The organism is Cryobacterium sp. BB736 (assembly GCF_014980265.1).
GTDB lineage: Bacteria > Actinomycetota > Actinomycetes > Actinomycetales > Microbacteriaceae > Terrimesophilobacter.
In genome coordinates this window covers 838407-863192 of record NZ_JABXWQ010000001.1, presented here as the reverse complement: position 1 = coordinate 863192, position 24786 = coordinate 838407, and the positions used below count along the sequence as shown (strand labels likewise).

The 24786-nt window shown below is 67.3% G+C and carries 30 protein-coding genes; 22 read left to right on the top strand and 8 right to left on the bottom strand.

Annotated elements, in window-relative coordinates:
- Window positions 1-14: 14 nt before the first annotated feature.
- From rpsR to IRG63_RS04175, 5 genes are all read left to right on the top strand, one after another.
- On the top strand, window positions 15-278 hold the full coding sequence (rpsR, locus tag IRG63_RS04195; RefSeq protein ID WP_168625962.1) for a 30S ribosomal protein S18: 264 nt from the start codon (window positions 15-17) through the stop codon (window positions 276-278).
- A 13-nt stretch (window positions 279-291) separates the two neighbouring features.
- Entirely contained in the window at window positions 292-744 is a 453-nt protein-coding gene (rplI, locus tag IRG63_RS04190; protein ID WP_168625961.1) for a 50S ribosomal protein L9, read from the top strand.
- A gap of 443 nt (window positions 745-1187) precedes the next feature.
- Complete coding sequence (dnaB, locus tag IRG63_RS04185; protein ID WP_168625960.1) at window positions 1188-2558, top strand: replicative DNA helicase; 1371 nt, start codon at window positions 1188-1190, stop codon at window positions 2556-2558.
- An 88-nt stretch (window positions 2559-2646) separates the two neighbouring features.
- Window positions 2647-3165 carry a DUF308 domain-containing protein gene (locus tag IRG63_RS04180; protein WP_193509305.1) on the top strand — a complete coding sequence of 173 codons (519 nt, stop codon included), beginning with the start codon at window positions 2647-2649 and terminating at the stop codon, window positions 3163-3165.
- 3 nt (window positions 3166-3168) lie between these two features.
- Entirely contained in the window at window positions 3169-3417 is a 249-nt protein-coding gene (locus IRG63_RS04175; protein ID WP_349236107.1) for a hypothetical protein, read from the top strand.
- 89 nt (window positions 3418-3506) lie between these two features.
- Here IRG63_RS04175 and purB read toward each other — a convergent pair whose 3' ends face one another.
- Both purB and IRG63_RS04165 read right to left on the bottom strand, forming a co-directional pair.
- Window positions 3507-4886, bottom strand: coding sequence for an adenylosuccinate lyase (gene purB / locus IRG63_RS04170; protein WP_193509304.1), 1380 nt, complete (start codon window positions 4884-4886; stop codon window positions 3507-3509).
- Window positions 4883-5407 (bottom strand): low molecular weight protein-tyrosine-phosphatase, encoded by a 525-nt coding sequence (locus IRG63_RS04165; protein ID WP_193509303.1) that lies wholly within the window; start codon window positions 5405-5407, stop codon window positions 4883-4885. The genes purB and IRG63_RS04165 overlap by 4 nt, the downstream gene beginning before the upstream one ends.
- A 147-nt stretch (window positions 5408-5554) precedes the next feature.
- On the opposite strand from IRG63_RS04165, the gene IRG63_RS04160 reads away from it, so the two are divergent.
- Window positions 5555-5827 carry a hypothetical protein gene (locus IRG63_RS04160; protein ID WP_193509302.1) on the top strand — a complete coding sequence of 91 codons (273 nt, stop codon included), beginning with the start codon at window positions 5555-5557 and terminating at the stop codon, window positions 5825-5827.
- Entirely contained in the window at window positions 5817-7208 is a 1392-nt protein-coding gene (locus IRG63_RS04155) for a hypothetical protein (protein ID WP_193509300.1), read from the top strand. The genes IRG63_RS04160 and IRG63_RS04155 overlap by 11 nt, the downstream gene beginning before the upstream one ends.
- Here IRG63_RS04155 and IRG63_RS04150 read toward each other — a convergent pair.
- The gene (locus IRG63_RS04150) at window positions 7205-7603 is read right to left on the bottom strand and encodes a phage holin family protein (RefSeq protein WP_349236160.1); all 399 of its coding nucleotides are present in this window, start codon (window positions 7601-7603) and stop codon (window positions 7205-7207) included. The genes IRG63_RS04155 and IRG63_RS04150 overlap by 4 nt on opposite strands.
- A 58-nt stretch (window positions 7604-7661) precedes the next feature.
- On the opposite strand from IRG63_RS04150, the gene IRG63_RS04145 reads away from it, so the two are divergent.
- The 13 genes from IRG63_RS04145 to IRG63_RS04085 all read left to right on the top strand — a co-directional run bounded on the left by IRG63_RS04145 (window position 7662) and on the right by IRG63_RS04085 (window position 18692).
- Window positions 7662-8762, top strand: a complete 1101-nt coding sequence (locus IRG63_RS04145; RefSeq protein ID WP_193509299.1) for a histidinol-phosphate transaminase — start codon at window positions 7662-7664, stop codon at window positions 8760-8762.
- Window positions 8763-8810: 48 nt separating this feature from the next.
- The gene (pdhA, locus tag IRG63_RS04140) at window positions 8811-9923 is read left to right on the top strand and encodes a pyruvate dehydrogenase (acetyl-transferring) E1 component subunit alpha (RefSeq protein WP_168625952.1); all 1113 of its coding nucleotides are present in this window, start codon (window positions 8811-8813) and stop codon (window positions 9921-9923) included.
- Window positions 9924-10006: 83 nt separating this feature from the next.
- Window positions 10007-10966 carry an alpha-ketoacid dehydrogenase subunit beta gene (locus IRG63_RS04135; protein WP_227411841.1) on the top strand — a complete coding sequence of 320 codons (960 nt, stop codon included), beginning with the start codon at window positions 10007-10009 and terminating at the stop codon, window positions 10964-10966.
- 10 nt (window positions 10967-10976) lie between these two features.
- Window positions 10977-12287 (top strand): dihydrolipoamide acetyltransferase family protein, encoded by a 1311-nt coding sequence (locus IRG63_RS04130; protein ID WP_193509297.1) that lies wholly within the window; start codon window positions 10977-10979, stop codon window positions 12285-12287.
- Between the two features lie 126 nt (window positions 12288-12413).
- Complete coding sequence (locus tag IRG63_RS04125; RefSeq protein ID WP_193509296.1) at window positions 12414-13337, top strand: metal ABC transporter solute-binding protein, Zn/Mn family; 924 nt, start codon at window positions 12414-12416, stop codon at window positions 13335-13337.
- Window positions 13334-14161 carry an ATP-binding cassette domain-containing protein gene (locus tag IRG63_RS04120; RefSeq protein WP_168625948.1) on the top strand — a complete coding sequence of 276 codons (828 nt, stop codon included), beginning with the start codon at window positions 13334-13336 and terminating at the stop codon, window positions 14159-14161. The genes IRG63_RS04125 and IRG63_RS04120 overlap by 4 nt, the downstream gene beginning before the upstream one ends.
- On the top strand, window positions 14161-15042 hold the full coding sequence (locus IRG63_RS04115) for a metal ABC transporter permease (RefSeq protein ID WP_193509294.1): 882 nt from the start codon (window positions 14161-14163) through the stop codon (window positions 15040-15042). The genes IRG63_RS04120 and IRG63_RS04115 overlap by 1 nt, the downstream gene beginning before the upstream one ends.
- Window positions 15039-15422, top strand: a complete 384-nt coding sequence (locus IRG63_RS04110; RefSeq protein ID WP_168625946.1) for a Fur family transcriptional regulator — start codon at window positions 15039-15041, stop codon at window positions 15420-15422. Before IRG63_RS04115 ends, IRG63_RS04110 begins: the two co-directional genes overlap by 4 nt.
- Before the next feature lie 174 nt (window positions 15423-15596).
- The gene (rpmB, locus tag IRG63_RS04105; RefSeq protein WP_168625945.1) at window positions 15597-15833 is read left to right on the top strand and encodes a 50S ribosomal protein L28; all 237 of its coding nucleotides are present in this window, start codon (window positions 15597-15599) and stop codon (window positions 15831-15833) included.
- Window positions 15833-16000 (top strand): 50S ribosomal protein L33, encoded by a 168-nt coding sequence (gene rpmG, locus IRG63_RS04100; protein WP_168625944.1) that lies wholly within the window; start codon window positions 15833-15835, stop codon window positions 15998-16000. Before rpmB ends, rpmG begins: the two co-directional genes overlap by 1 nt.
- Before the next feature lie 2 nt (window positions 16001-16002).
- Window positions 16003-16308: a 30S ribosomal protein S14 gene (gene rpsN, locus IRG63_RS04095; RefSeq protein ID WP_168625943.1), complete on the top strand. Its 306-nt coding sequence runs from the start codon at window positions 16003-16005 to the stop codon at window positions 16306-16308.
- Window positions 16309-16350: 42 nt separating this feature from the next.
- Window positions 16351-16638 carry an HU family DNA-binding protein gene (locus IRG63_RS04090; RefSeq protein ID WP_168625942.1) on the top strand — a complete coding sequence of 96 codons (288 nt, stop codon included), beginning with the start codon at window positions 16351-16353 and terminating at the stop codon, window positions 16636-16638.
- Window positions 16639-16736: 98 nt separating this feature from the next.
- Complete coding sequence (locus tag IRG63_RS04085; protein WP_370566172.1) at window positions 16737-18692, top strand: cytochrome c oxidase assembly protein; 1956 nt, start codon at window positions 16737-16739, stop codon at window positions 18690-18692.
- On the opposite strand, the gene IRG63_RS04080 is transcribed toward IRG63_RS04085, so the two are convergent.
- Complete coding sequence (locus IRG63_RS04080; protein WP_193509293.1) at window positions 18689-19675, bottom strand: hypothetical protein; 987 nt, start codon at window positions 19673-19675, stop codon at window positions 18689-18691. The two genes, IRG63_RS04085 and IRG63_RS04080, sit on opposite strands and share 4 nt — an antisense overlap.
- A gap of 109 nt (window positions 19676-19784) precedes the next feature.
- Here IRG63_RS04080 and IRG63_RS04075 point away from each other — a divergent pair, with 109 nt between their 5' ends.
- The gene (locus IRG63_RS04075) at window positions 19785-21083 is read left to right on the top strand and encodes an ATP-dependent RecD-like DNA helicase (RefSeq protein ID WP_193509292.1); all 1299 of its coding nucleotides are present in this window, start codon (window positions 19785-19787) and stop codon (window positions 21081-21083) included.
- Window position 21084: 1 nt separating this feature from the next.
- Here the strand turns inward: IRG63_RS04075 and IRG63_RS04070 are convergent, their stop codons facing one another.
- Complete coding sequence (locus IRG63_RS04070; protein WP_168625939.1) at window positions 21085-21729, bottom strand: heme oxygenase (biliverdin-producing); 645 nt, start codon at window positions 21727-21729, stop codon at window positions 21085-21087.
- Window positions 21730-21895: 166 nt separating this feature from the next.
- A complete protein-coding gene (locus tag IRG63_RS04065) occupies window positions 21896-22192 on the bottom strand; it encodes a DUF2470 domain-containing protein (protein WP_168625938.1) in 297 nt (98 codons plus the stop codon).
- A 43-nt stretch (window positions 22193-22235) separates the two neighbouring features.
- Here IRG63_RS04065 and IRG63_RS04060 point away from each other — a divergent pair, with 43 nt between their 5' ends.
- Entirely contained in the window at window positions 22236-22784 is a 549-nt protein-coding gene (locus IRG63_RS04060; protein WP_193509291.1) for a DinB family protein, read from the top strand.
- Here the strand turns inward: IRG63_RS04060 and nhaA are convergent.
- Complete coding sequence (gene nhaA, locus IRG63_RS04055) at window positions 22757-24067, bottom strand: Na+/H+ antiporter NhaA (protein WP_370566171.1); 1311 nt, start codon at window positions 24065-24067, stop codon at window positions 22757-22759. The two genes, IRG63_RS04060 and nhaA, sit on opposite strands and share 28 nt — an antisense overlap.
- A 206-nt stretch (window positions 24068-24273) precedes the next feature.
- Complete coding sequence (locus tag IRG63_RS04050) at window positions 24274-24780, bottom strand: ASCH domain-containing protein (protein ID WP_193509290.1); 507 nt, start codon at window positions 24778-24780, stop codon at window positions 24274-24276.
- Window positions 24781-24786 lie beyond the last annotated feature (6 nt).

The following is a 24786-nucleotide window of genomic DNA, read 5'->3' as shown; positions in this document are numbered from 1 at the left end:
ACTAAGGAAGACCAATGGCAGGAAAGTCAAGCGGCGACCGCCGCAAGCCACTCCGTGGTGCCAAGGGCGGCAAGAACGCCGCCCCGGCGAAGTCCATCCGGGTCGGCGTCATCGACTACAAGGATGTCGCTACCCTTCGCAAGTTCATCTCCGAGCGGGGAAAGATCCGCGCTCGCCGCATCACCGGTGTCTCCGTGCAGGAGCAGCGCCTCATCGCCCGCGCCATCAAGAACGCGCGTGAGATGGCCCTGCTGCCGTACGCGGGCTCGGGCCGTTAGGAGGCGCGGAGAAATGTCCAAACTGATTCTGACGCACGAGGTCACCGGCCTCGGCGCACCCGGCGACGTCGTAGATGTCAAGAACGGGTACGCCCGGAACTACCTGATCCCTCAGGGCTTCGCTGTGGCGTGGACCCGCGGTGGCGAGAAGCAGATCGAGTCGATCAAGGCTGCCCGCGCCGCGCGCGAGCACGCCACGATCGAGGAAGCCCAGGACCTCAAGGCGCGCCTCGAGGCCAACCCGGTCAAGCTGACCGTGAAGGCCGGCGCGGGCGGTCGCCTGTTCGGTTCGGTCAAGACGTCGGATGTCGCGGACGCGGTCTCCGCGGCCGGCATCGGCGAGATCGACAAGCGCAAGGTGGAGATCATCTCCCCCATCAAGTCGACCGGTGACCACGAGGCCACCGTTCGCCTGCGCGACGAGCTCGTGGCGACGATCACCCTTCAGGTGGTCGCAGCCAAGTAGGGCGCGCGTAGCATCACACGCCGACGGCGGATCCCATCCTTGGGGTCCGCCGTCACCCATTTGCGGCGCGAATGGGGGACACCTGTGGACAAAATCTGGAAGAACGCCCCAAACCCTCAACCGCAACTGTAAACAAGTTTCTACACACATGCCGTGGATAAGAAAAAGGCTGATCAAAGGCGCTTTTGCTAAGGAAAGCCGCAATCCGTCCACAGATCTCTCCACAGCTTCCCCACACAGGTTGTCGGCGTTTCTCGCAAATTATCCACAGGCCCGTCCACAGGTGTAGTTGTGGCCCGGGCATCCGGATTCCTAAGGTTTAGCAGCGCTCGCCAACGCGGGCGCAACCCACGAATGTCGTGGGCGGGGGATACAACTTGAAGCACGGCAGCGGCTCGACGCAGTGGCTGCCCGATCGGTCCCCTGTGAGCGTGGAGGTGTGAATGTCGATAGCCCATCTCGGCTTGGCTGGCGAACGCCCCTCTGACACCCGCCAGGGTGAACGTACGCCCCCGCACGACCTGCTCGCGGAGCAGAGCGCGATCGGCGGGATGCTGCTCAGCAAGGACGCAGTCGCTGATGTCATCGAGACGGTGCGGTCGACAGACTTCTACATCCCCAAGCACGAGCGGATCTTCGAGGCGGTGCTGTCGCTCTACTCGCACGGCGAGCCGACCGACGTCATCGCGGTGACCGACGAACTCACCAAGTCCGGGGAACTGAGTCGCGCCGGGGGCGCCGAATACCTGCACACCCTGACCGCTCTGGTGCCGACGGCGGCGAACGCCGGCTTCTACGCGAGCATCGTCGCCGAGAAGGCCGTGTTGCGCCGCCTCGTCGAGGCGGGCACCCGCATCGTGCAGATGGGGTACGCGAGCGAGGGCGAGGTCGTCGACCTGGTCAACAACGCTCAGGCCGAGATCTATGGGGTCACCGGCGGCGTCCAGGCCGAGGACTACGTGCCGCTAACCGAGGCTGTCACCGTCGCAATCGATGAGATCGAGGCGGCCAAGGGCAGCGACGGATCCATGACGGGGGTTCCGACCGGCTTCGCTGAACTCGACGAATTGACGAACGGCCTGCACCCTGGACAGCTCATCATCGTCGCCGCGCGCCCGGCGCTGGGTAAGTCGACACTCGCGCTCGATTTCGCTCGCGCGGCGGCTATCAAGCACGACATGCCGACGATCATCTTCTCGCTCGAGATGGGGCGCAGTGAGATCGCGATGCGCCTGCTCTCCGCGGAGGCGGCGGTGCCACTGCAGAGCATGCGCAAGGGAACCGTCGACAGCCGCGACTGGACCACCATCGCAAGCACACGCGGTCGCATCAACGACGCCCCGCTGTACATCGACGACAGCCCGAACCTCACCCTCGTCGAGATCCGGGCCAAGTGCCGCCGGCTCAAGCAGAAGGTCGGCCTCAAGATGGTCGTCATCGACTACCTGCAGCTCATGACGAGCGGCAAGAAGGTCGAGTCGCGTCAGCAGGAGGTCAGCGAATTCTCCCGCGCCCTGAAGCTGATGGCGAAGGAACTGCAGGTTCCGGTCATCGCGCTGTCGCAGCTGAACCGTGGTCCGGAGCAGCGCGCCGACAAGATGCCCGCGCTCAGCGACCTGCGCGAATCCGGGTCACTCGAGCAGGACGCCGACATGGTCATCCTGCTGCACCGCGAGAGCGCCTACGAGAAGGACAACCCGCGCGCCGGCGAGGCGGACTTCATCGTCGCCAAGCACCGCAACGGCCCGACGCGCACCGTCACGGTGGCATTCCAGGGGCACTTCTCGCGCTTCCTGGACATGGCGCCGATCTAAGCCTCGAAGCCTGCGGCGTTAGGCTTGGCTGGTCCGTTCTAGTAATCGAGGTTCAGTGTCCGCAGCGCAGACTGCTTCCGCTTGGCAGGTGCCGGTTGTTCGCGCAGTGCCCGCCGTCGCGGTCGGTCTTGCCATCACCTTCCTTGCCGATCACAGTGCGCGGATCGGGCTGCTCATGCTGGGTGCCTTCGCGGTGCTGACCGGCGCGGTGCTGGTGTGGGGAGCGTTCAGGCAGGACGATCGCGTGCTGCGCACCATCTCGCTCATCCAGGGTGTCGTGTCGATCGTGGTCGGCATCGTCGCGCTCATTGTGAACGGTGGCGGGATCGGTTTCTTCCTGTTCCTCTTCAGCGTGTTCGCGGCAGTGACTGGGTTCCTCGAGCTCTATGCCGGCCTGCGCGCGAAGGGCAGGAATCCGGCGTATCGCGACCTCCTCGCCGTCGGCGGCTTCACTGCGATCGCCGCGCTCGTGTTCCTGCTGGCGCCGCTGGATTCGGTGCAGGCGGTCGGGCTGTTCGGCGCTTACGCGATCATGGTCGGGATCTTCCTCGCGATCGCCGGCCTTTCACTGAAGTGGGCCGCTCCGGCGGCAGAAAGCAAGGGATGAACCGTGGCTACCCCCAGCATGCGTGACCGACTGCGTCCGCTCGAACTTCTCGGCTTCTCGGGGGCCATCGCCCTGTTCACCGGGATCGTGATCCTGTTCTCCACCCGCAACTGGACCATCGCCTTGATCGGCCTCGGGGTCGCGTTCATCGCCGCGATTCTCGTCATCGCGCTGCTCGCGCTCTCCGAGAAGCCGAACTCCTCCAAAGACCAGGTTCTGCGCGACGACGACGACCAGCCGCCTCACGAGTAACAAACGACGCCTTCGTTGACCGAGCGCGGGTTTAAGGTGGCGCGCGGTCAACAAACCAGCGCGCGGTTGTCCCGGCGGGGCGGAGACGCCTAGAGGCGGTCGACTAGGGACGAGGCCAGGCCAACGTAGTCGGCCGGCGTCAGGGCGAGCAGACGCTGCCTGGCTGCCTCGCCGATGTCGAGCGTCCGGATGAACGCGGCCAAGTCGTCGGACGTGATCCGCTTGCCGCGGGTGAGCTCCTTGAGCAGGGCGTACGGGTCGCTGATCGAGCTGCGCCCGGCGGTCACCTCCGCGCGGATCACCGTTTGGATCGCCTCCCCGAGCACCTCCCAGTTCGCGTCAAGATCGGCGGCGAGGGCATCCGGATTCACCGCGACCTCGCGCAGCCCGCGCAGGATGTTGTCGAGAGCGAGCAGCGAATGCCCGAGCGCGACGCCGACGTTCCGCTGGGTGGTCGAGTCCGTCAGGTCTCGCTGCAGGCGCGAGGTGACCAGTGTCGCCGCGAGCGAATCGAGCAAGGCGCTTGCGAGTTCGAGGTTTGCTTCGGCGTTCTCGAACCGGATGGGGTTGATCTTGTGCGGCATGGTCGACGATCCCGTCGCGCCCGCCTGCGGGATCTGGGTGAAGTAGCCCATAGAGATGTAGGTCCACACATCGGTGCACAGGTTGTGCAGCACGCGACCAGCGTGACTGACGCGCTGGTACAGCTCGGCCTGCCAGTCGTGCGACTCGATCTGGGTGGTCAGCGGGTTCCAGGTCAGCCCGAGACCTTCGACGAACTCCTTCGACAGCGCTGCCCAGTCCTGGTCGGGGTCGGCGGCCAGGTGCGCGGCGAAGGTGCCGGTCGCGCCGCTGAACTTGCCGAGCACCTCGACCTGCGCCAGCTGGGCCTCGATGCGCCGCAGCCGGTACGCGAAGACCGCGAATTCCTTGCCGAACGTCGTCGGCGTTGCCGGCTGACCGTGGGTGTGGGCGAGCATCGGCTGATCCCGCTGGGCACGTGCGAACTCCTCGAGAGCGGCGATGACCTCGCTGAAGCGCGGAAGCCACACCTCATCGATGGCCGCCTTGATGGTGAGGGCGTAAGCGAGGTTGTTGATGTCCTCACTCGTGCACGCGAAGTGCACGAGTTCCGCGACCTCCTGCAGGCCGAGCTCGTCGACGCGCCGCCGCAGGTAGTACTCGACCGCCTTGACATCGTGACGGGTCTCGGCCTCGAGCGCCGCAAGCTCGTCGATGTCGCTCTGCCCGAAGTCATCCACCGTGGCGCGCAGCGCCGTCTTCTGCTCGTCGGTCAGCGCGCTGGAGCCGAACAGCGACCGGTCGGTGAGGAACACCAGCCACTCGACCTCGACCTGCACCCGAGCGCGATTGAGCGCGGCCTCCGACAGGTGCTCGCCGAGTTCCACAACCGCCTGCCGGTAGCGCCCATCGAGCGGGCTGATCGGCTGAGGTGGCAATGGGGTCATGAAACTCTCCGTCTGATTCCTGGTTCGAGCTGCCTGAACAGCGCGGCGCACGCGCGCTCGATCATGCTCAATACCGAGTCGAACATGGCCGCATCCGAATAGTACGGGTCCGGCACATCGAGCATTGCAGCCTGTTCGTGGTCGAAGCTGAGCAGCAACTGCACCTTGCCGACATCCTGTTCGTTGCTCGCCCAGGACTTCAGGATGCGTTCCTGACTGCGGTCGAACACCACGACCAGGTCCAGTTGGTCGAACCAGCTGGCGTCGAACTGGCGAGCCCGGTGTCCCTCTCCCCCGTAGCCATTGCGATCGAGCACGGCAAGGGTGCGCGCGTCGGATGGTTCGCCCACATGCCAGTCGCCGGTGCCGGCGGAGGTCACCGCGACCGATCCGGCGTAACCCGCTTTTCGCACCAGCTCCCGGAACACGACTTCCGCGATCGGAGACCGGCAGATGTTGCCCGTGCACACGAAGCAGATCCTGAAGAGCGCCGACTCGTCGAACGCGCGATCGAAGCTCATTGCCTTATTCTCCCCCGGTTCGTAGCAAGCACGCGACGACTCCTCCCGCACACGGTGCCTGTCGCGACATCTCTCGGGTTGATGCTGGGGCCGATCGCGACTGAACCCAGTGAAGCAGGAGACTGGGGCCGGTGGAAAGGGGTTGCGGTGGATTCGGCTCTCGCGACCGGGGTGGCGCTGGCCGTCAGGCTCGAACGGCAGGCGCTGCAGGTCGCTTTCGTGCACCGCAGGGTGCGGGACGCCTGCGAGCGAGGCAACGAGCCGATCGCCGCATCCGCCTGGAGCGGACCGTCGCGAAGAGCCTTCGACATCGAACTCGACGCCCTGGCCCGTGAAGTCGCACTAGCCACCGACGCGCTGTACCGAGCCATCGAAGCCAGCCGCCGCGCAGCCGAGACCCTGGCGAACCGTGTCGGATGATCTCGTCATCGGCCCGCACGGAACCCGCGCGGACACCTCAGAGCTGGTCAGGGCAGCACAGCGCTACCGCGTCCTCAGCACTGAACTCACCGGCTGCCTTGCCCACCTCGCCGCCGCCGACCGCCTCATCGGCGTGCCCGGGCTCGTCGCCGCCGATGCCCCCTACAGCGCGATGCTGGCGGAGCGGGCGATCGATGACGCGACCGTGGCGCTCGCGCGGGCGCGGGAGAACGCCGACGTACTCTCTCGTGGCCTGACGAACGTTGCGAGCGAGTTCGAGTTACAGGAGCGGATGCTTGCCCGCAGCAACCAGGAACTGGCCGCCCTGCTGGGTTACGGTGTCGGCTTCTTCCTCCCGATCCTCTCGGTGCTCGCCCTGAACGGCGCCATCTTCTTCGGCGCCGCGGCCGCGGCCGGCAGTCTGCTGCTGCCCGAGGAAGCGCGTGCGCGGGCGTTCGAGAACGCCCGGGAGTGGTTGGGCACCAAGGCGTGGGTGCTCTCCGACCCGGCGTTCGTCGAGTTCGTGCGGCTGGGCGTCCTCAGCGCGGACGATGTCGGCGCCGGCCGGGCAGGCGTTCCGCTGATGCTCGCCCGGCTGCTCGGCGACGAGGGGTTCGGGGTCACCGGTGTCGACACGTCGGCGGCATTCTTCGGCGCGGCGGGCGCGGCAGCCGGCGTGCTCACCGAGTCCGCGGTGAGAGTGCACAAGCGCTCGGCGCCGGATGCCGCACCCGCCCGCGGTGCTCTGGACCGCATCGAGCGGATCCCCGACGAGCCGCACCAGGTGCGCATCGACCGCTACCAGACCCCCGGCCAGGCGCCGCGGTTCGAGGTCTACATCGCCGGCACATCCGGAGCCGCCGGCCAGCCCTGGGACATGACCAGCAACGTGCGCGCGCTCGCCGGCGCCGACTCCGGTTCGTACCGTGCGGTGCTGGACGCCATGCGGCAGGCCGGCGTCGAGCCGGGTTCCGCGGTTGTCTTCACCGGCTACTCGCAGGGCGGGATGATCGCCGCTGGGCTGGCAGCATCCGGCCAGTTCAGCACCGAGGGGCTCGTCACGGTCGGCGCTCCCGCCGGGCAAATCGCGGTTCCCTACACCATCCCGTACCTGGCGATCGAGCACACCAATGACCTGGTTCCCGCGCTCAGCGGCAGCTTCGAGTCCTCCCAGCCGGTGCTCGTCCGCCGGCAGCTGTACGACGGGCAGGCACCGACAGCCGGTGAGCTGCTGCCCGCCCACCAACTCACGAACTACCGGGACACCGCCGGCCTGGTCGACGCATCCGACGACGCCCGCATCGCGGGCGTGCTTGCCAGCATCGACGCCGGATCGGCAGGCACGGTCACCTCAACGGTCTTCCGCGCAGTGCGCGACTAGTGCTTGCCGACGATCGGCCGCAGCAGGATGCTGATCAGCCAGCTGAGCAGGCCCAGCACGATGGCGCCGAAGACGCCGGCCCAGAAGAAGCTCTCCACCTGCAGCCCGAAGCCGAGCAGCCCGGAGATCCAGCTCACCAGCAGCAGCAGCAGCGCGTTCACGACGATCGCGATGATGCCGAGGGTCAGGATGTAGATCGGGAACGCGACGATGCGGATGAAGTTTCCGATTACGCCGTTGACGACGCCGAAGATCAGCCCGACCAGCAGGTAGGTGAGCACCGTCGCCACCGTGTTGCCGGACTCGTAGGACTCGACCGTGAAGCCGGGAACGATGAGGGTTGTCAGCCACAGGGCGACAGAGTTGACGATGAGCCGCACGAGGAATCTCTTCACGACGCCAACTATGCCGGTCTCGTCCGCTCGCCCGCAAACGCCCGAATATGCTGAGGTCATGACGTCCCCCGATTCGCCGCGAGTCGTGCTGCGGCCCGAGATTCTCAGCACCGCGCCGTACCGGCAAGGCAAGCCGGCGCCGGCCGACGCGTTCAAGCTCTCGAGCAACGAGAATCCGTTCTCGCCTATCCCTGAGGTGCTGGCGGCCATCGCGGGCGCATCGATCAACCGGTATCCGGATGCCGCGGCGCGGGTGTTGAGTGAGCGGCTCGCCTCTCGCTTCGGGGTCGCGACCGGGGAGATCCACGTCGGCTCCGGATCGGTGTCCATCCTCGCGGCGCTGATCCAGGCCGCGGCTGCGCCCGGTGACGAGGTGGTGTTCGCCTGGCGGTCGTTCGAGGCGTACCCCGGGCTGGTCACCGTGGCCGGTGCGACCGGCGTGATGGTCCCGAACCGGCCTGACCACAGCCACGATCTCGAGGCGATGGCCGCAGCGGTCACCGACCGCACGCGCGTGGTCATCGTGTGCACCCCGAACAACCCGACCAGCACGATCGTCACCGCCGACGAGTTCGAGAAATTCATGGCGGCCGTGCCGCCGACCGTGCTGGTGCTGCTGGACGAGGCCTACGCGGAGTTCGTCACCGACCCGGATGCCGTGGACGGCACCACGCTGATCGGCCGCTACCCCAACCTGGTTGTGCTGCGCACCTTCTCGAAGGCGTACGGGCTGGCCGGCCTGCGCATCGGCTACGCGATCGGACCGGAGTACATCCTGGACGCCGTGCGCGCGACCTCCATCCCATTGTCCGTCACCGAGCCGGCCCAGCGCGGCGCGATGGCCGCACTCGACAACGAGGCGACGCTGCTCGAACGCGTCGCCGAACTTGTCGATCGCCGCGACGACCTGTGGGAGCGGCTGCGCTCGCTGGGCTGGAGTGCCCCGCAGCCGCAGGGCAACTTCATCTGGTTCGCCACGGGTGAAGAAACCGAGGCCGTCTACGACGTCTTTCTCGACCACGGCATCGTCGGCAGGATGCTCGGCGACGGCATCCGGGTGTCCGTCGGAGAGGCCGAGTCTGTCGACAAACTCGTATCCGCCGCCGCGGAGGTTGTCGAGAAGCTACCAAGGGCACTCAGCAACACCGCGTTAGATTAGTAGCTTGCGTCGTCAGGGGCGCACAAGAACCGAAAGAACGAGGCGCGCGTGGCGGAACCCCGATCGGCAGTCCAGCTGCTCACCCCAGAGGGACGATTGAACACCGACGGCGCCGCGGCCGAATATCTTCCCTACATCGACGCGCTCGACGACGACCAGTTGCGCCAGTTCTACCGCGACATGGTCGTGGTGCGCCGCTTCGATGTCGAGGCCGCGAACCTGCAGCGGCAGGGCGAGATGGGCCTGTGGGTGCCGAGCATGGGCCAGGAGGCGGCGCAGGTCGGTTCGGCCTACGCCACCCGGGCGCAGGACCACATCTTCCCCGCCTACCGCGAGCACGCGATCGCGATGATCCGCGGGGTCGATCTGATCGACATCATCCGGATGCTGCGCGGCCTCACCCACGGCGGATGGGACCCCAAGCAGCGAGGCAACTTCCACCTGTACACGCTCGTGATCGGCTCGCACGCGCTGCACGCGACCGGGTTCGCGATGGGCATCGCGCTCGACGGCGACCCGACCGGCGACCCGGACAAGGACGAGGCCACCATCGTCTACTTCGGCGACGGCGCCACCAGCCAGGGCGACGTGAGCGAAGCGTTCGTGTTCGCGGCCAGCTACCGCACACCGCAGGTGTTCTTCCTGCAGAACAACCACTGGGCCATCTCGGTTCCGGTGAGCGTGCAGTCGCGCACCCCGCTGTACCAGCGCTCCGAGGGCTTCGGAATACCGAGCGTGCAGATCGACGGCAACGACGTGCTCGCCAGCTTCGCGGTCACCAAGCGCAATCTGGACGAGGCCCGCGGCGGCACCGGCCCCCGCCTGATCGAAGCGCTCACCTACCGGATGGGCGCCCACACCTCATCGGACGACCCGACCAAGTACCGCAGCGACGCCGAGGTGGCCAGTTGGGCCGAGCGCGACCCGATCAGCCGGTACGAGACCTGGCTGCGCTCGCTGGGTGCCACCGACAACTTCTTTGAGAACGTGAAGACGGAGGCCGAGGACTTCGCCGCCGACATCCGCCGCCGCACCCTCGAGCTTCCGACGCCCGACCCTGCGCTCATGTTCGACCATGTCTACTCGGAGCCGCATCCGGTGACCGAGGAGCAGAAGGCGTGGCTCGCCGACTACGAGCAGTCGTACGGGGGTGACGCATGAGCGACATCGTGACCGGGCAGGACCAGGTCCGCACAGCACATCCAGAGCAGACACCGGAGGCGCCGGCCACCGCCGAGCTGCGCATGGCAAAGGCGCTGAACGCCGGCCTGCGCAAGGCTCTGGCGGACGACCCCAAGGTGCTGCTGATGGGCGAGGACATCGGCCCGCTCGGCGGCGTGTTCCGCATCACCGAGGGGCTGCAGGCCGAGTTCGGGCCGAAGCGCGTCATCGACACCCCGCTCGCGGAGTCCGGCATCATCGGCACCGCGATCGGACTCGCGATGCGCGGCTACCGTCCGGTGGTTGAGATCCAGTTCGACGGCTTCATCTTCCCCGGCTTCGACCAGATCACCACTCAGCTCGCGAAGCTCACCAACCGGCACGAGGGGACGCAGGCGTTCCCGGTGGTCATCCGGGTGCCGTACGGCGGGCACATCGGCGCGGTCGAGCACCACCAGGAGAGCCCGGAGGCGTACTTCGCCCACACCCCGGGCCTTCGACTGGTGAGCCCGAGCACCCCGAACGACGCCTACTGGATGATTCAGGAGGCGATCCGCTCCAACGACCCTGTGATGTTCTTCGAACCGAAGAGCCGCTACTGGCCGAAGGGCACAGTCGACTTCCGGGCGAGCGTCGCGCAGCTGCACTCCAGCCGCGTCGTGCGCACAGGCACCGACGTCACCGTGCTCGGGCACGGCGCGATGGTCAGCGTGCTGCTGCAGGCGGCCGAGATCGCCGAGGCGGAGGGTGCGAGCCTCGAGGTCGTCGACCTGCGCTCCCTCTCCCCCATCGACTACCGCCCGATCCTCGAATCGGTGCAGAAGACAGGGCGGCTGGTGATTGCCTCCGAAGCCCCCGGCTTCGCGAGCATCCCCTCCGAGATCGCGGCAACGGTGGCCGAGAAGGCGTTCTACTCGCTCGAGGCGCCAGTGCTGCGCGTGACCGGGTTCGACGCCCCGTTCCCGCCGGCCAAGCTCGAGACCCAATACCTCCCGGACGCCGACCGGGTGCTCGAAGCGGTCGACAGGGCGCTGGCCTACTAGGAGTCATGAAATGAGCACAACGTCAGAGTTCCTCCTGCCCGATCCGGGTGAGGGTCTCACCGAGGCCGAGATCGTCTCCTGGCGCGTGAAGCCCGGCGACACCGTGTCGATCAACCAGGTGCTGGTCGAGATCGAGACCGCCAAGTCGCTGGTCGAACTGCCCAGCCCGTTCGAGGGTGTTGTGCGCGAGCTGCTGGTCGCCGAAGGCGACACGGTCGACGTCGGCTCGCCGATCATCCGCGTCATCACCGAGGGCGACGGCGGGCAAGCGGATGCCCCCGCGCCGGTCGATGAGACCGTGCGCGACGAGCTCGCCGACGCTGCGGGCAGCGTGACCACCGAGCCGGAGGACAAGCCCGGCGCCGTGCTCGTGGGCTACGGGGTCAAGGCCGGTGCTGCGCAAACCCGACGGAACCAGCGGCGCACCCGCCGGCTCACCGCCGTGCCGGCGGCATCCGCCACGTCCGTCATCGCCAAGCCGCCCATCCGGAAGCTCGCCAAGGATCTCGGGGTCGACCTGACCGAGGTGGCCGGCAGCGGACTGGTCGGCGAGATCACCCGCGACGACGTCATCCGGCATGCGCAGCAGGCGAGCGTGTTCCGCAATATCGAGACTCCGGAGTGGGGAGCCGACCGGGAGGAGTACATCCCGGTTAAGGGCGTTCGCAAGGCGATCGCGACCGGTATGGTGCGCAGCGCGTTCTCGGCACCGCACGTCGGCGTGTTCGTCGACGTCGACGCGACCCGCACGATGGAGTTCGTCGCGCGGCTGAAGGCATCGGCGGACTTCGCGGGCATCAAGGTCTCCCCCATGCTCATCATGGCCAAGGCGATGATCTGGGCGGTCCGCCGCAACCCCACGGTCAACTCGACGTGGACCGACGAGCAGATCATCGTGCACAACTACGTCAACTTCGGCTTCGCGGCTGCGACCCCCCGCGGGCTGGTCGTGCCGAATGTCAAGGACGCGCAGGAGTTGTCGCTGCGAGAGCTGGCCCAGGCGCTCGAGCACATGACGAACGTCGCCAGGGAGGGCAGGCTGCAGCCGGCCGACATGGCGAACGGCACCATCACGGTCACCAACATCGGCGTCTTCGGCATGGACACCGGTACGCCGATCCTCAACCCGGGCGAGGTGGCTATCGTCGCGCTGGGCACGATCAAGCAGAAGCCGTGGGTCGTCGATGGTGAGGTGCGTCCGCGCTTCGTGACCACGCTCGGCGCGAGCTTCGACCACCGCGTGGTCGATGGGGACGTCGCGAGCCGCTTCCTCGCCGACGTCGCGAGCATCATCGAGGAACCCGCCCTTCTCCTCGACTGACCGTGCGCCTGGACTGGCTTGGCTGCTGAGTCTTTTGACAGCAACTTTACTTTTGACAACGATTATCATTAGCACGTAATCTTCGTCTGGGCGTCTCCAACCCCGCCCTTAGAACAGGTCCCTTTGATGAAGACCACTCCCCTCGCGCTGGTCGGTGTGCTCGCGGTCGCGCTCACCGGATGCGCGGCGCCGGGCGCGGACAACGCGCCCGACGGCATCCGAATTGTCGCCTCCACCGACGTCTACGGCGACATCGCGCGCACGATCGCGGGGGACCGCGCCGACGTGACGAGCATAATCACCGGTGTCGCGCAGGATCCGCATAGCTATGAGGCCACCGCGCGCGACCAGCTCGCGGTCGCGCGCGCTGACGTCGTGATCGAGAACGGCGGCGGCTATGACGTGTTCATGGACGACCTGCTGGAGGCATCCGACGCGACGGTGCTCACGGTCTCCGAGTTCGCCGAGGATGCGCCGGAGAAGAGCGCGCACGGCGAAGACGGCCACTCGCACAGCGGGGAGTTCAACGAGCACGTCTGGTACGACCTGCATGTGATCGATGCGTTCAGCGCTGCGCTCGCGGCACAACTCGCCGAGGTTGACCCGGCCGGTGCCGTGGACTATCGCGCGAACCTCGCCGGTTTCGCGGGTCGACTCGAGGGGCTCATCGACCGGGTCGACTCGGTGAGCGATCGGTTCGCAGGTGACGGATCACTCGCCACCGAGCCGGTGCCCGGGTATCTGCTGGCCGAACTCGGCTTCATCGACGAGACCCCTGCGCCGTTCGTTGCGGCCGTCGAGGGAGGCATCGACGTCGCTCCGGCGGTGCTGCTCGACGCGCTGCGGGCGCTCGAGTCCGGCAGCGTCTCGCTCGTCGTGCACAACGAGCAGACCTCCGGCTCCGAGATCCAACGCGTCGTCGAGGCCGCACGCGACGCGGGGATCCCCGTGGTTGCCATGACCGAGACGCTTCCTGACGGCGCCGACTACGTCGGCTGGATGGACTCCAATGTCACGGCAGTGCTCGCGGCGATGGGAGCAGACAGGTGACCGGGGACAGCGCTCCCGTGCTCAGCATCCGGGCTGCGACCCTCGACTTCGGTGACCGGCAGCTGTGGCACAACCTGAACCTTGACGTCGCCCCCGGCGAGTTCATCGCCGTGCTCGGACCCAACGGCACCGGCAAGTCGAGCCTGCTGCGTGCGGTCATCGGGCAGCAGAAGCTCACCGCCGGCACCATCGAGCTGCTCGGTGCGCCCGCCCGGACCGGCAGCCGCGACATCGGCTACATCCCGCAGCAACGGCTGTTCCAGGACGGCACGCCGTTGCGCGCGCGCGACCTGGTCGCGCTGGGGATCGAGGGCGAGCGCTGGGGCCCGCCGATGACGATGCACGCCACCAGGGCACGAGTGAAGGAAGTGCTCGGCCAGGTCGGGGCAACCGCCTACGCGGACATGCCAGTCGCGACTCTCTCCGGCGGCGAGCAGCAGCGGGTCCGTGTCGCGCAGGCGATCGCGGCGAAACCGAGGCTGCTGCTCTGCGACGAGCCGCTATCGTCGCTCGACCTGCATCACCAGCGCACGATCAGCGAGCTGATCAACGAGCAGCGCAGGCTGCTCGACACCGCGGTGATCTTCGTCACGCACGACGTGAACCCGGTGCTGCCGTTCGTCGACCGGGTGCTGTACCTGGCCGGCGGTCGGTTCCGGATCGGGACTCCGGATGAGGTGCTGCGCTCCGAGGTCCTCTCCTACATGTACAACACGCCGATCGAGGTCATCCACTCGCGCGGACGAGTCGCCGTGCTCGGCGCGCCGGAGGGTTACGGCGTGCACGACCACCTCGAGCACCACCGGACGGGAGGGGGCGCCTGATGGACGAGCTCCTCTCCCAGCTGTTCAATTTCGACGACTACGGCCAGCTTCTTGCCCTCGTGAAGAACTCGATCATCGCGGGCGCGATGCTGGGGCTGGTCGGCGGGCTCATCGGCACGTTCGTGATGATGCGCGACCTCGCGTTCGCGGTGCACGGCATCAGCGAGCTGTCGTTCGCGGGTGCCGCCGCGGCCCTGCTGTTTGGCGTGAATGTGGTTGCCGGCTCGCTGCTCGGGTCGCTGCTCGCCGCGATCCTGCTCGGCCTGCTCGGTACGAAGGCCAGGGACCGCAATTCGATCACCGCGGTGCTCATGCCGTTCGGGCTCGGCCTGGGCATCCTGTGCCTCTCCCTGTACGAGGGTCGCGCCGCCAACAAGTTCGGCCTGCTCACCGGCCAGATCGTGTCGGTGGACGACCCCCAGCTGACACTGCTGATCGGCATCTCGATCGTCGTGCTGATCGGCCTGTTCCTGATCTGGCGGCCGCTGACCTTCGCGAGCGTTGACGAGGATGTCGCCAGGGCACGTGGGCTGCCGGTCGACCGGATCGGCATCGTCTTCATGGTGCTGCTGGGGCTCGCGACGGCCGTGTCCATCCAGATCGTCGGCGCGCTGCTCGTGCTCGCGCTGCTCGTCACCCCGGCGGCTGCGGCGATGCGCGTGACGACGTCGCCGCTGTACACGCCCCTGCTCAGCGTCGCGTTCGCGGTGATCTCGGTCGTCGGCGGCATCCTGCTCGCGCTCGGCGGTGGCCTGCCGATCAGTCCGTATGTGACCACGATCTCGTTCTTCATCTATTGCGTGTGCCGCCTGATCGGGTGGGCGCGGGCAAAGAAGGGCCAGCCCGGGCGGCGCATCGAGAGGGTTAGGGTGTCGGCATGAGGCGCAAGACCTGGCAGCGTGACGCGGTGCGGGACGAACTCGAGCAGCAGAGCGGGTTCGTGAGCGCGCAGGGTCTGCACGCCACACTCGTCACGCAGGGCACCGCGATCGGGCTCGCCACCGTCTACCGTGCGCTGGCGGACCTCGCCAGCGACGGCGACGCCGACAGCCTCCAGTCGGATGACGGCGAGACGCTGTACCGCGCCTGTCGCACGGACAGTCACCACCACCACCTGATCTGCCGGCAATGCGGCAGGACGGTCGAGATCGAGGCCGCCGCGGTGGAGAAGTGGGCACGCAAGGTGGCCTCCGACAACTCGTTCACGCACGAGTACCACGTCATCGACATCTTCGGCCTCTGCCCGGACTGCGCCAAGTAGTCCGACCGAGCCACATTGCGCGCATCCGCCGCGTCGACTATTCTCTTTAGGTCAGGCGGATTCCCGCCTTTCTTTGTGTGCCATCCGAGCGGAAAGAATCTCGGATCTGGCATGCCGACAAGTGACCTTGGGTGGGGCGATCGTCCCACGGTAGATCAGAACAGGAGTACCACCATGGCAGCTGTCTGCCAGGTGACCGGCGCCACTCCCGGCTTCGGACACAGCATTTCGCACTCGCACCGTCGCACCAAGCGGCGCTTCGACCCGAACGTTCAGAAGAAGACGTACTTCGTGCCGTCGCTTCGTCGGAACGTGACGCTGACGCTCAGCGCCAAGGGAATCAAGGTGATCGACGCCCGTGGCATTGAGGCTGTCGTCAAGGACCTGCTCGCACGTGGGGAGAAGATCTAGTGGCAAAGCAACAGGACATCCGCCCGATCATCAAGCTGCGGTCGACCGCCGGTACCGGGTACACCTACGTGACCCGCAAGAACCGCCGCAACAACCCTGACCGACTCGTGCTGAAGAAGTACGACCCGATTGTGCGCAAGCACGTCGAATTCCGCGAGGAGCGCTAAGCATGGCCAAGAAGAGCAAGATCGCCAAGAACGAGCAGCGGAAGGTCATCGTCGAGCGTTACGCCGCGCGTCGTGCCGAGCTGAAGAAGGCACTCGTCGACCCGACCTCCACCGACGAGCAGCGCGAGGCCGCACGCCTCGGCCTGCAGAAGCTTCCGCGCGACGCTTCGCCGGTCCGTGTTCGCGGTCGCGACGCGATCGACGGCCGTCCCCGTGGGTTCCTGAGTGAATTCGGCATCTCCCGTGTGCGTTTCCGTGAAATGGCGCACCGCGGCGAATTGCCCGGAATCACGAAGTCAAGCTGGTAAGTTCAGTTTTCACCACATTCATTCGTCCGAGGAGGACAATCGATGGCTGACAAGTCACTAAACCGTACCGAGCTCGTCGCGGCCATTGCCGCGGACACCGGTCAGAGCCAGAGCGCGGTCAACGGTGTGCTCGACGCTCTGTTCACCACGCTCGCCAAGTCCGTCGGCAACGACGTCAAGGTGACCATCCCGGGCTGGATCTCGGTTGAGCGCACCCACCGTGCCGCTCGTGCGGGACGCAACCCTTCCACCGGCGAGGCGATCCAGATCGCTGCCGGGTACGGCGTGAAGGTCAGCGCTGGCAGCAAGCTGAAGGCTGCCGCCAAGTAACGTACACCACGTGTGAGGGCGCGAGACTTCTGGTCTCGCGCCCTTTCGTGTTTCTTGGGCGTTCGGTGCGTGCTCCGCTAAGTACGTAGGCTGGGGTGGTGCCGAGAACCATCCGATTGCTGGCGCCCGCAGCCCTGCTGCTGGCCGCGCTGGTGTCGCTGGTCGCCGCGCTCCAGTTCGGCGGCGGCGCCGAAGCGCCGCGGTTCGATCCCGGCGCGATCGTGCGCTACGGCGTGCCCATCTCCCGGCTCGCACTCGACCTGACCGCGGCGACGACGATCGGCGCGCTCGTGCTCGCATGCTTCGCGCTCGGCAAGGAGGCCGCGTTCGACCGCGCGATGGATGTCGCATCCGCGACGGCAGCAGCCTGGACCATCGCAGCGGGTGCGGCAACCTTCTTCACCTACCTGAGCGTCTCCGGTCTGCAGCCGAGCCTTGACCCGACCTTCGGGCAGCAGTTCGGCAACTACCTCGTGAACTTCGAGATCGGCCGGTTATGGCTGACCACCACGGTCGTGCCCGCTGTCGTCACGGTGCTCTGCTTCGCGGTGCGCAACCGCACCGCGGTGGCCTTGGTCGCGGCACTCGGCGTTGTCGGCCTGGTTCCACTGGCGCTCATGGGCCACGCCGCCGGGGCAGCCAGCCACGACGCCGCCGTGAGCAGCCTCGGACTGCACCTGGTGTTCGTGAGCGTCTGGCTCGGTGGCCTGGTCACGCTGGTGCTCATCCGCGGCACGCTCGGCCCCAGGCGGCTGGTGACGGTGCTGTCGCGCTACTCGACCCTCGCCCTGGTCAGCTTCATCGTCGTGGCGACTTCCGGCACCGTCAACGCCGCCATCCGCATCGGCTCGGTCGAGAGCATCCTGTCGCCCTATGGCGTGCTCGTGATCGTGAAGGTGCTCGCGCTCGTGACGCTTGGCGGGTTCGGCGCCTTCCAGCGCCGCTTCGTGATCGGCCGGATGGTCAACGACAGATTGCCGGAGCGAGTCGGCTTCTGGTGGCTGGTCGTCGCCGAGGTGGTCGTTATGGGCGTCGCATCGGGTGTCGCAGCCGGACTCGCCGCCACCCCGACCCCGGTGGCGCAGGAACCGTTCGACTCGTCGCCGGCCGCCCTCCTCACCGGTGAGCCCCTGCCGCCGCCGCTCACCTTCGAGCGGTACTTCACCGAGTGGGACTTCGACATCCTCTGGGTGCTCATCACCGCGTTCCTGGCCTTCTTCTACCTGGCGGGCGTGTGGCGACTCCGCCGCCGCGGCGACCGCTGGCCGGTGTACCGCACGATCCTGTGGCTGGTCGGCCTCGCGCTGCTGTTCTACGTCACCAACGGCGGAATGAACGTCTACGAGCAGTTCCTGTTCAGTTCGCACATGCTCGCGCACATGCTCATCGGCATGGCTGTGCCGCTCTTCCTCGCCCCCGCCGCGCCGGTCACGCTCGCCATGCGGGCGATCCAGAAGCGGTCGGATGGCAGTCGTGGCGCGCGCGAGTGGATCCTGCTCACCGTGCAGTCCCGGTGGGCCGGCTTTTTCTCCAACCCGATCGTCGCCGGCGCGTTCTTCGCGTCATCGCTGTGGATCTTCTACTACTCGCCGCTGTTCCGGTGGGCGGCAGAGGACCACATCGGCCACACCTTCATGATCGTCCACTTCCTGCTGACCGGTTACCTGCTGGTGCAGGCGCTCATCGGGGTGGATCCGCTGCCGTACCGCGCGCCCTACCCGATGCGGCTCATCGTGCTGCTGGCCACCATGGCGTTCCACGCCTTCTTCGGGTTGGGCCTGATGACCGGCACCGGGTTGCTGCTGGCCGACTGGTACGGCGCGATGGGTCGCGATTGGGGCCCCAGCGCGCTCGAGGATCAGCAGATCGGCGGTGGGATCGCCTGGAGCGTCGGCGAGATCCCCACCATCGCCCTGGCGATCGCGGTTGCCGTCATGTGGGCACGCAGCGACGAGAAGGAGGCGAAGCGCCTCGACCGCAGGGACGACCGGGACGGCGGCGCCGAGCTCAGCGCCTACAACGACATGCTGCAGAAGCTCGAGAAGCGCGGTTAGAGCACGTCGATCGAGACGCCGCCATCCTCGCGCAGCGTCACAGCCCAGCTGATCGTGAACGGCACGTCCTCTTCGACTCGCGACAGCGAGCCGTCGAACAGCGACCGCACCTCGACGCTCAGGTGCGCTACGCCCGCGGTCTCCGGCGCCACCCAGACGTCGGACGTGTCACCGGGCACGAGGCTGATCACCGGATGCTCGGCTATCGACCACTGTGGAGCGCTCTCGACACGGTCGTCGATGGGAAGCCCGAACGGGCATCCGCTGGGGAACAGCACCTGCTGTGCGGCGCAGTCCTGAAGGAACGAGTCGACCTCGTCCTGCAGTTGGGAGACGAACTCGGCGCTGGCCTGCACGTCCACCTCGGCCGGGACGATGCTGTTCGGCGTCGTCACCCGCACCGGCACGTCAGTCGCGGTCAGGTACCTGGAGTCGTGGCTCAGCACGTACCGGCTGGGGGTCAGCACCTGCCAAGCGCTCGGCTGGTTGGCACCGGCTGACGAGAGCCGGATGCCGTTGACGGTGAACTCGGCGGCGTGCAGCGGTGTCACCTCGAGCACGCTGATCGGGCTCCGGGCAAAGGACCAGCCGTAGAACAGCCCGAACCGGTTGCCGGAGGGCTCAACGAAGAACTCGGTCTCGCCTGCCACCCCGTCCAGCGTGTAGGCGACGGTCACCACGCGGACATCGGGGAAGACCTCCTCGGCGACGATGTCGATGTCGGACAGCTCGCCGAGCGCATCCGGGGCGAGCAGGCTGTCGCTCGCGCCCTCCACCGCGGTGACGCCTTCGGTCGCGAGCGCCGCCGGCACGTCGCGTCGCTCGAGGGCCTCGAGGTAGTGGGTGACGAAACCCTGCGCGCTGAAGACCGTCTGGTTGAGGGTCACGACCGTGGCGATGAACCCGGCGATGATCAGGCCGAGGAGGATGAGCCATCCGGCGATGACCCGGCCCCGCTCGGGGGTGCCGGATGCGTTCGCCATGCACTCAATCCTACGGTCGGGCGCGAAACCCACAGACGGGCGGGGTCGGCGCGGGCGTGCCGGTGGCGCGCAGTAGATTGGGTAGTCGGAACCAGGCGGGAGTAGTTGATTGAGCCAGCCACAGCTCTCCGCCGAGCAAGCGGCGGTTTTCGAGATGATCGAGGGCACGCGCGACCATGTCTTCGTGACCGGGCGTGCGGGCACCGGTAAGTCGACGCTGCTGAACCACCTGTCTTGGCACACGTCAAAGCAGCTCGTGATCGCAGCCCCGACCGGGGTGGCGGCGCTGAACGTCGGCGGGCAGACCATCCACTCGCTGTTCCGGCTCCCCATCGGGGTCATCGCCGACCACGAGCTGGAGCAGAGCGCCGAGCTGCGCAAACTGCTGAACACCATCGACACCCTCGTCATCGACGAGGTGTCGATGGTCAACGCCGACCTGCTCGATGCGATCGACCGCAGCCTCCGGCAAGCCAGGGCGCGGAGGCATGAACCGTTCGGCGGCGTGCAGATTGTGCTGTTCGGCGACCCGTACCAGCTCGCTCCTGTGCCGGGTGACGGCGACGAGCGGGCCTACTTCGCCGACCAATACCGGTCGATGTGGTTCTTTGACGCCCGGGTCTGGGCCGAAGCCGAGCTGAAGATCGTCGAGCTCACCACGATCCACCGTCAGCATGAGGAGGAGTTCAAGTACCTCCTGAACGCGGTGCGGCACGGCATGGTCACGGCGGAGATAGCGGGGCGGCTGAACGCGGTGGGCGCGCGGCCGGCGCCGACGGATGACGCGATCACGCTGGCGACCCGCAACGACACGGTCAACCGGATCAACGCATCCGAACTCGGCCGACTGCCAGGGCGGGCACTGACCGCCAACGCGGAGATCAACGGCGACTTCGGTGGACGGGCCTTCCCGGCTGACGACCGGCTCGAACTCAAGGTCGGTGCGCGAGTGATGTTCCTGCGCAACGACAGCGACCAGCGCTGGGTCAACGGCACCGTCGGGACCGTGGAGAAGATCGCCGACACCGTCTGGGTCGACATCGACGGTGAGGTGCATGAGGTGCAGCCGGCGGTGTGGGAGAAGTACAAGTACTCCTACTCGCCGGCGACGAAGCAGCTGCGGCGGGACATCGTCGCCGAGTTCACCCAGTTCCCGTTGCGGCTCGCGTGGGCGGTGACGATCCACAAATCGCAGGGCAAGACCTACGAGCGCGCAATCGTCGACCTGGGCCAACGGTCGTTCGCGCCAGGGCAGACCTACGTCGCGCTCAGCCGCATCACCGACCTCGACGGGCTCTACCTGACCAGGCCGCTGCGGCCATCCGACATCATCGTCGACGAGAACGTGCGGCGGTTCATGTCGGGCGTGCAGCGCATCCCCGGCATCGAGGCGGCCGCGGCGACCTGAGTCAGGCGGCGGCCTTGGCTGCGGAGAGGTCGACGAACAGGTCGGCGTTGAACCGGTAGGCGAGCACCACTTCGTCGATCACGCGAGCGCATTCATCCGCGTCCCAGTCGACGGAGTCGAGCTGTTCGCGGTAGGTGTTCTTGAACTGCTTCGGGTCGGCGATCTGGTCGAACAGGTAGAAGCCCACGCCGTTGGTCTCGAACCCGAACTGGCGCTGCATGAGGCGGCGGATTACCTGACCGCCCGACAGGTCGCCCAGGTAGCGCGTGTAGTGGTGCGCGATGAATCCGCCCGGCCAACTGCTGCCGACCTCCGTGATGCGATCGACATAGCGTTGCGTGCTGGGCAACGGCCGGATGCGCGCCGCCCAATCGGGACCGATCAGGAACTCGAGGTCCGCTTCCAGCGCGGGCATCCGGGTCAGTTGCGGCGAGATGAACGGCGCGGCGACAGGATCGTCCGCCATCCGCTCAGCCGCCGATTCGAGCGCCGCGTAGATGAAGTAGTGCTGCTCGACGAGGGCAATGTAGTCGTCGCGGGTCCCCTTGCCGCGCATGAGGTCGGACATGAACGTCTCGCTCTCGGTGCTGCCGTGATCGGTCCAGGTGCGTTCGCGCAGCGCTTGCGAGAAGGGGATGACGCTCATCGAGTTCCTTAGGTTAGGTAACCCTAAGCTTACCCAGGCGTCCAACCTGAAGAAAGCCCTGAACCCGTTTCAAGGAGATTCGGGTTCAGTCGGGTCCGGATGCCTGGTGTCGACACCTTCGTGGCCGGATTTCCTTGGGATGGGTCAAATGCCGGCGAGGTGCGAGTCAGTGCGGCCGCGGTTCGATGCCGAGCTTTGCGCACGCGGCGTCGTACAGGGCTACGATCTCCCGCCGGATCTCCGGTCGCTCGCTGATCGTGACCGACCACGGCACGCTCAACTCGTGCTCGTCGTCGCCGATCGCGTACTCCCAGTGACCGCTGACGTCGTCCAGCCCTGTCATGGTCGCGGTGTCGGCATCCGGGCTCCCGAACGCCCGCGCGATCAGCAGGTTGTCATCCGAGTGGTCGCCGTTCATGTGAGCGAGCACAGCGCTGATGACGTCGGGGGAGAAGGTTGGCATGAAATCTACGGTACCTCGGAGCCAACTGGTGCACGATTGATGGATGAGGATCCCTGCGGACACCAAGGATTGGACCTGGGTGCTCGAGCGCCCGTGTCCCGAGTGCTCGTTCGACGCGTCCACGACGAGCGAGCACGATGTCGCGAACCTGGTGCGGGGTGTCGCGGACCTCTGGCCGGGCGTGCTGGATCGCCCCGACGTGCGGGTGCGACCGGATGAGCAAACTTGGTCGCCGCTCGAGTACGCAGCGCACGTGCGGGACGTGTTCCGGATCTTCCGGGTGCGACTGGACCTCATGCTGACCGAGGACAACCCGACGTTCCCCAGCTGGGACCAGGACGAGACCGCGGCCGCCGAACGGTACAACGAGCAGGACCCGGCCGTGGTCGCCGATGAGCTGCTGGTCGCCGGGCAGGAGCTGGCCGACGCGCTCGACGCGGTCCCGAATGCCGCCTGGTCTCGCCCCGGCACGCGCGGCGACGGAGCCCAGTTCAGCGTTGCGACGCTCGCGAAGTACCTGATTCACGACCCCGAGCATCACCTCTGGGACGTCACCAAGCCGCGTCAGGAAGCGGTCCCGCCGGTCTCATAGACATCCGGGATGCCGTTCCGGTCGTCGTCCGCGCTCTCCGCGCGCTCGATCCGCCGGTAGCGCCCATTGCGTGCGGTGAGGATGAGCGCCGCGAGCACGGCTGCGGCCACTGACGCCGTGAGCACGCCGACCTTCGCGAGGTCTCCGTAGTCGTCGTGGCCGAATGCCAGTTCTCCGATCAGCAATGACACGGTGAACCCGATCCCGGCGAGGGTCGCGATGCCGACCAGGTCGATCCAGCCGTACGACCGCTCGAGTTCTGCGGTCGTGAACCGCGTGACCAGCCACGTGCTTCCGGCAATCCCGATCGGCTTGCCGAGAACCAGCGCCGCCATGATGCCGAGGGTGACCGGATGCGCGAGCGCGGTGAAGAAGCCGTCGGCGCCACCGATGGCCACCCCCGCCGCGAAGAACGCGAACACCGGCAGCACGAAGCCAGCGGAGAGGGGTCGCAGACGATGCTCGAAAACCTCCGCCAGGCCCGGCCCGGCCGCGCCGCCGGGTCGCAGCACCGGGATGGTGAACGCGAGCAGCACGCCGGCGACCGTCGCGTGCACTCCCGATGCGTGCACGAGCAGCCAGGCGATCAGTCCGAGAGGCACGAGCATTCCCCACGCCGCGAGGCGGTGTCGAGCGAGGGTCGAAGAGAACCGCCGGGCGAGCAGCAGGTGCGCGCCGATCGGGATGAGCGCCAGCAGGAGGTACAGCGGCATGACGGCCTCGGTGTAGAAGACCGCGATGATGGTGATCGCGATGAGGTCGTCGACCACCGCGAGGGTGAGCAGGAAGATGCGCAACGCACTCGGCAGGTGCGACCCGATGATGGCGAGCACCGCGACGGCGAACGCGATGTCGGTCGCGGTGGGCACCGCCCACCCGCGGAACGCGAGCGCATCGCCCCAGGTGACGGCCACGAAGATGACGGCTGGCACGAGCACACCGCCGGCAGCCGCGACCACGGGCACGACCGCGGTGCGCGGGTGGCGCAGGTCACCGGCGACGAACTCGCGTTTCAGCTCGAGCCCGATCAGGAAGAAGAAAATCGCGAGCAGTCCATCGGAGGCCCACTGGCCGATGGTCAGGTCGAGGCTCCACTCGGCGGGTCCCACTCTGAAGTCGCGCGCGGCGAAGTAGCCGTCTGCGAGCGGGGAGTTGGCCACGACAAGCGCGATGGCCGCGGCGACCACCAAGAGAATGCCGCCGACTGTCTCCTTGCGGAGCACCTCGGCGATGCGCCTGGCCTCTGGCCAGCTGCCGCGAGCGGGGAAGCGTTGCTGGGTCACAAGGTGCCTTCCGGGGTCGGCGGTCTCATTGCCGACCAGACTTCCCGGCGCACCTTCGGCAAGTGTAGTCGGCGCCTTCGCCGCGCGGCCCGTTGTCGCCCACCGCGCCACCGCGCGGTGAATTGTGCTCGCGCGGTTGTTGCAGCACCCGCGCGAGCAAGAAACACCCGCGCGAGCGCTTGTCGGGGGAGGGGACTGCCCAGCGGTCAGTCGGCGAGTTCGGGGGGCCAGACCACCGCGAAACGCTCGAACACGATCTCGTCGGCCTCCGACCAGGTCGCCCCGCGCGCAGCGCTCGTGCGCTGCCAGTACCGGCGGTGCTCCGCCCGCCAGCTCTCCAGCGAGCGGTCGTCTTCGCCCTCATCGAACGCGAACGACTCGTCGGCGCTGCCGAAGTCGCCGATACGCAGCTCGAGGGTCCGGAGAATCGCACGAGGCGCTCCGGCGCCATCACACGCGACCCAGTGGGACCCGATGCGAGGCGGCTCCTCGCCTTCGGCGGCAAAGTCGGCGACAAGCGTTGACGTGGCGCGCTTCGGGCCGTGGGTGACCTGACGCAACAGTAGGTCCGCTAGCTCGGCCGAGTCGCCGAACCGGTCGACCGTGTAGCCCTGGCCGCGCACGGCATCCGGATGCGCGTGCGCGTACGCCGCCCACATCGCGGCCGCTGCGGCCAGGTCCGGCTCAGCGGCCGGCGTGCGGGTATCGGTCATGAACCG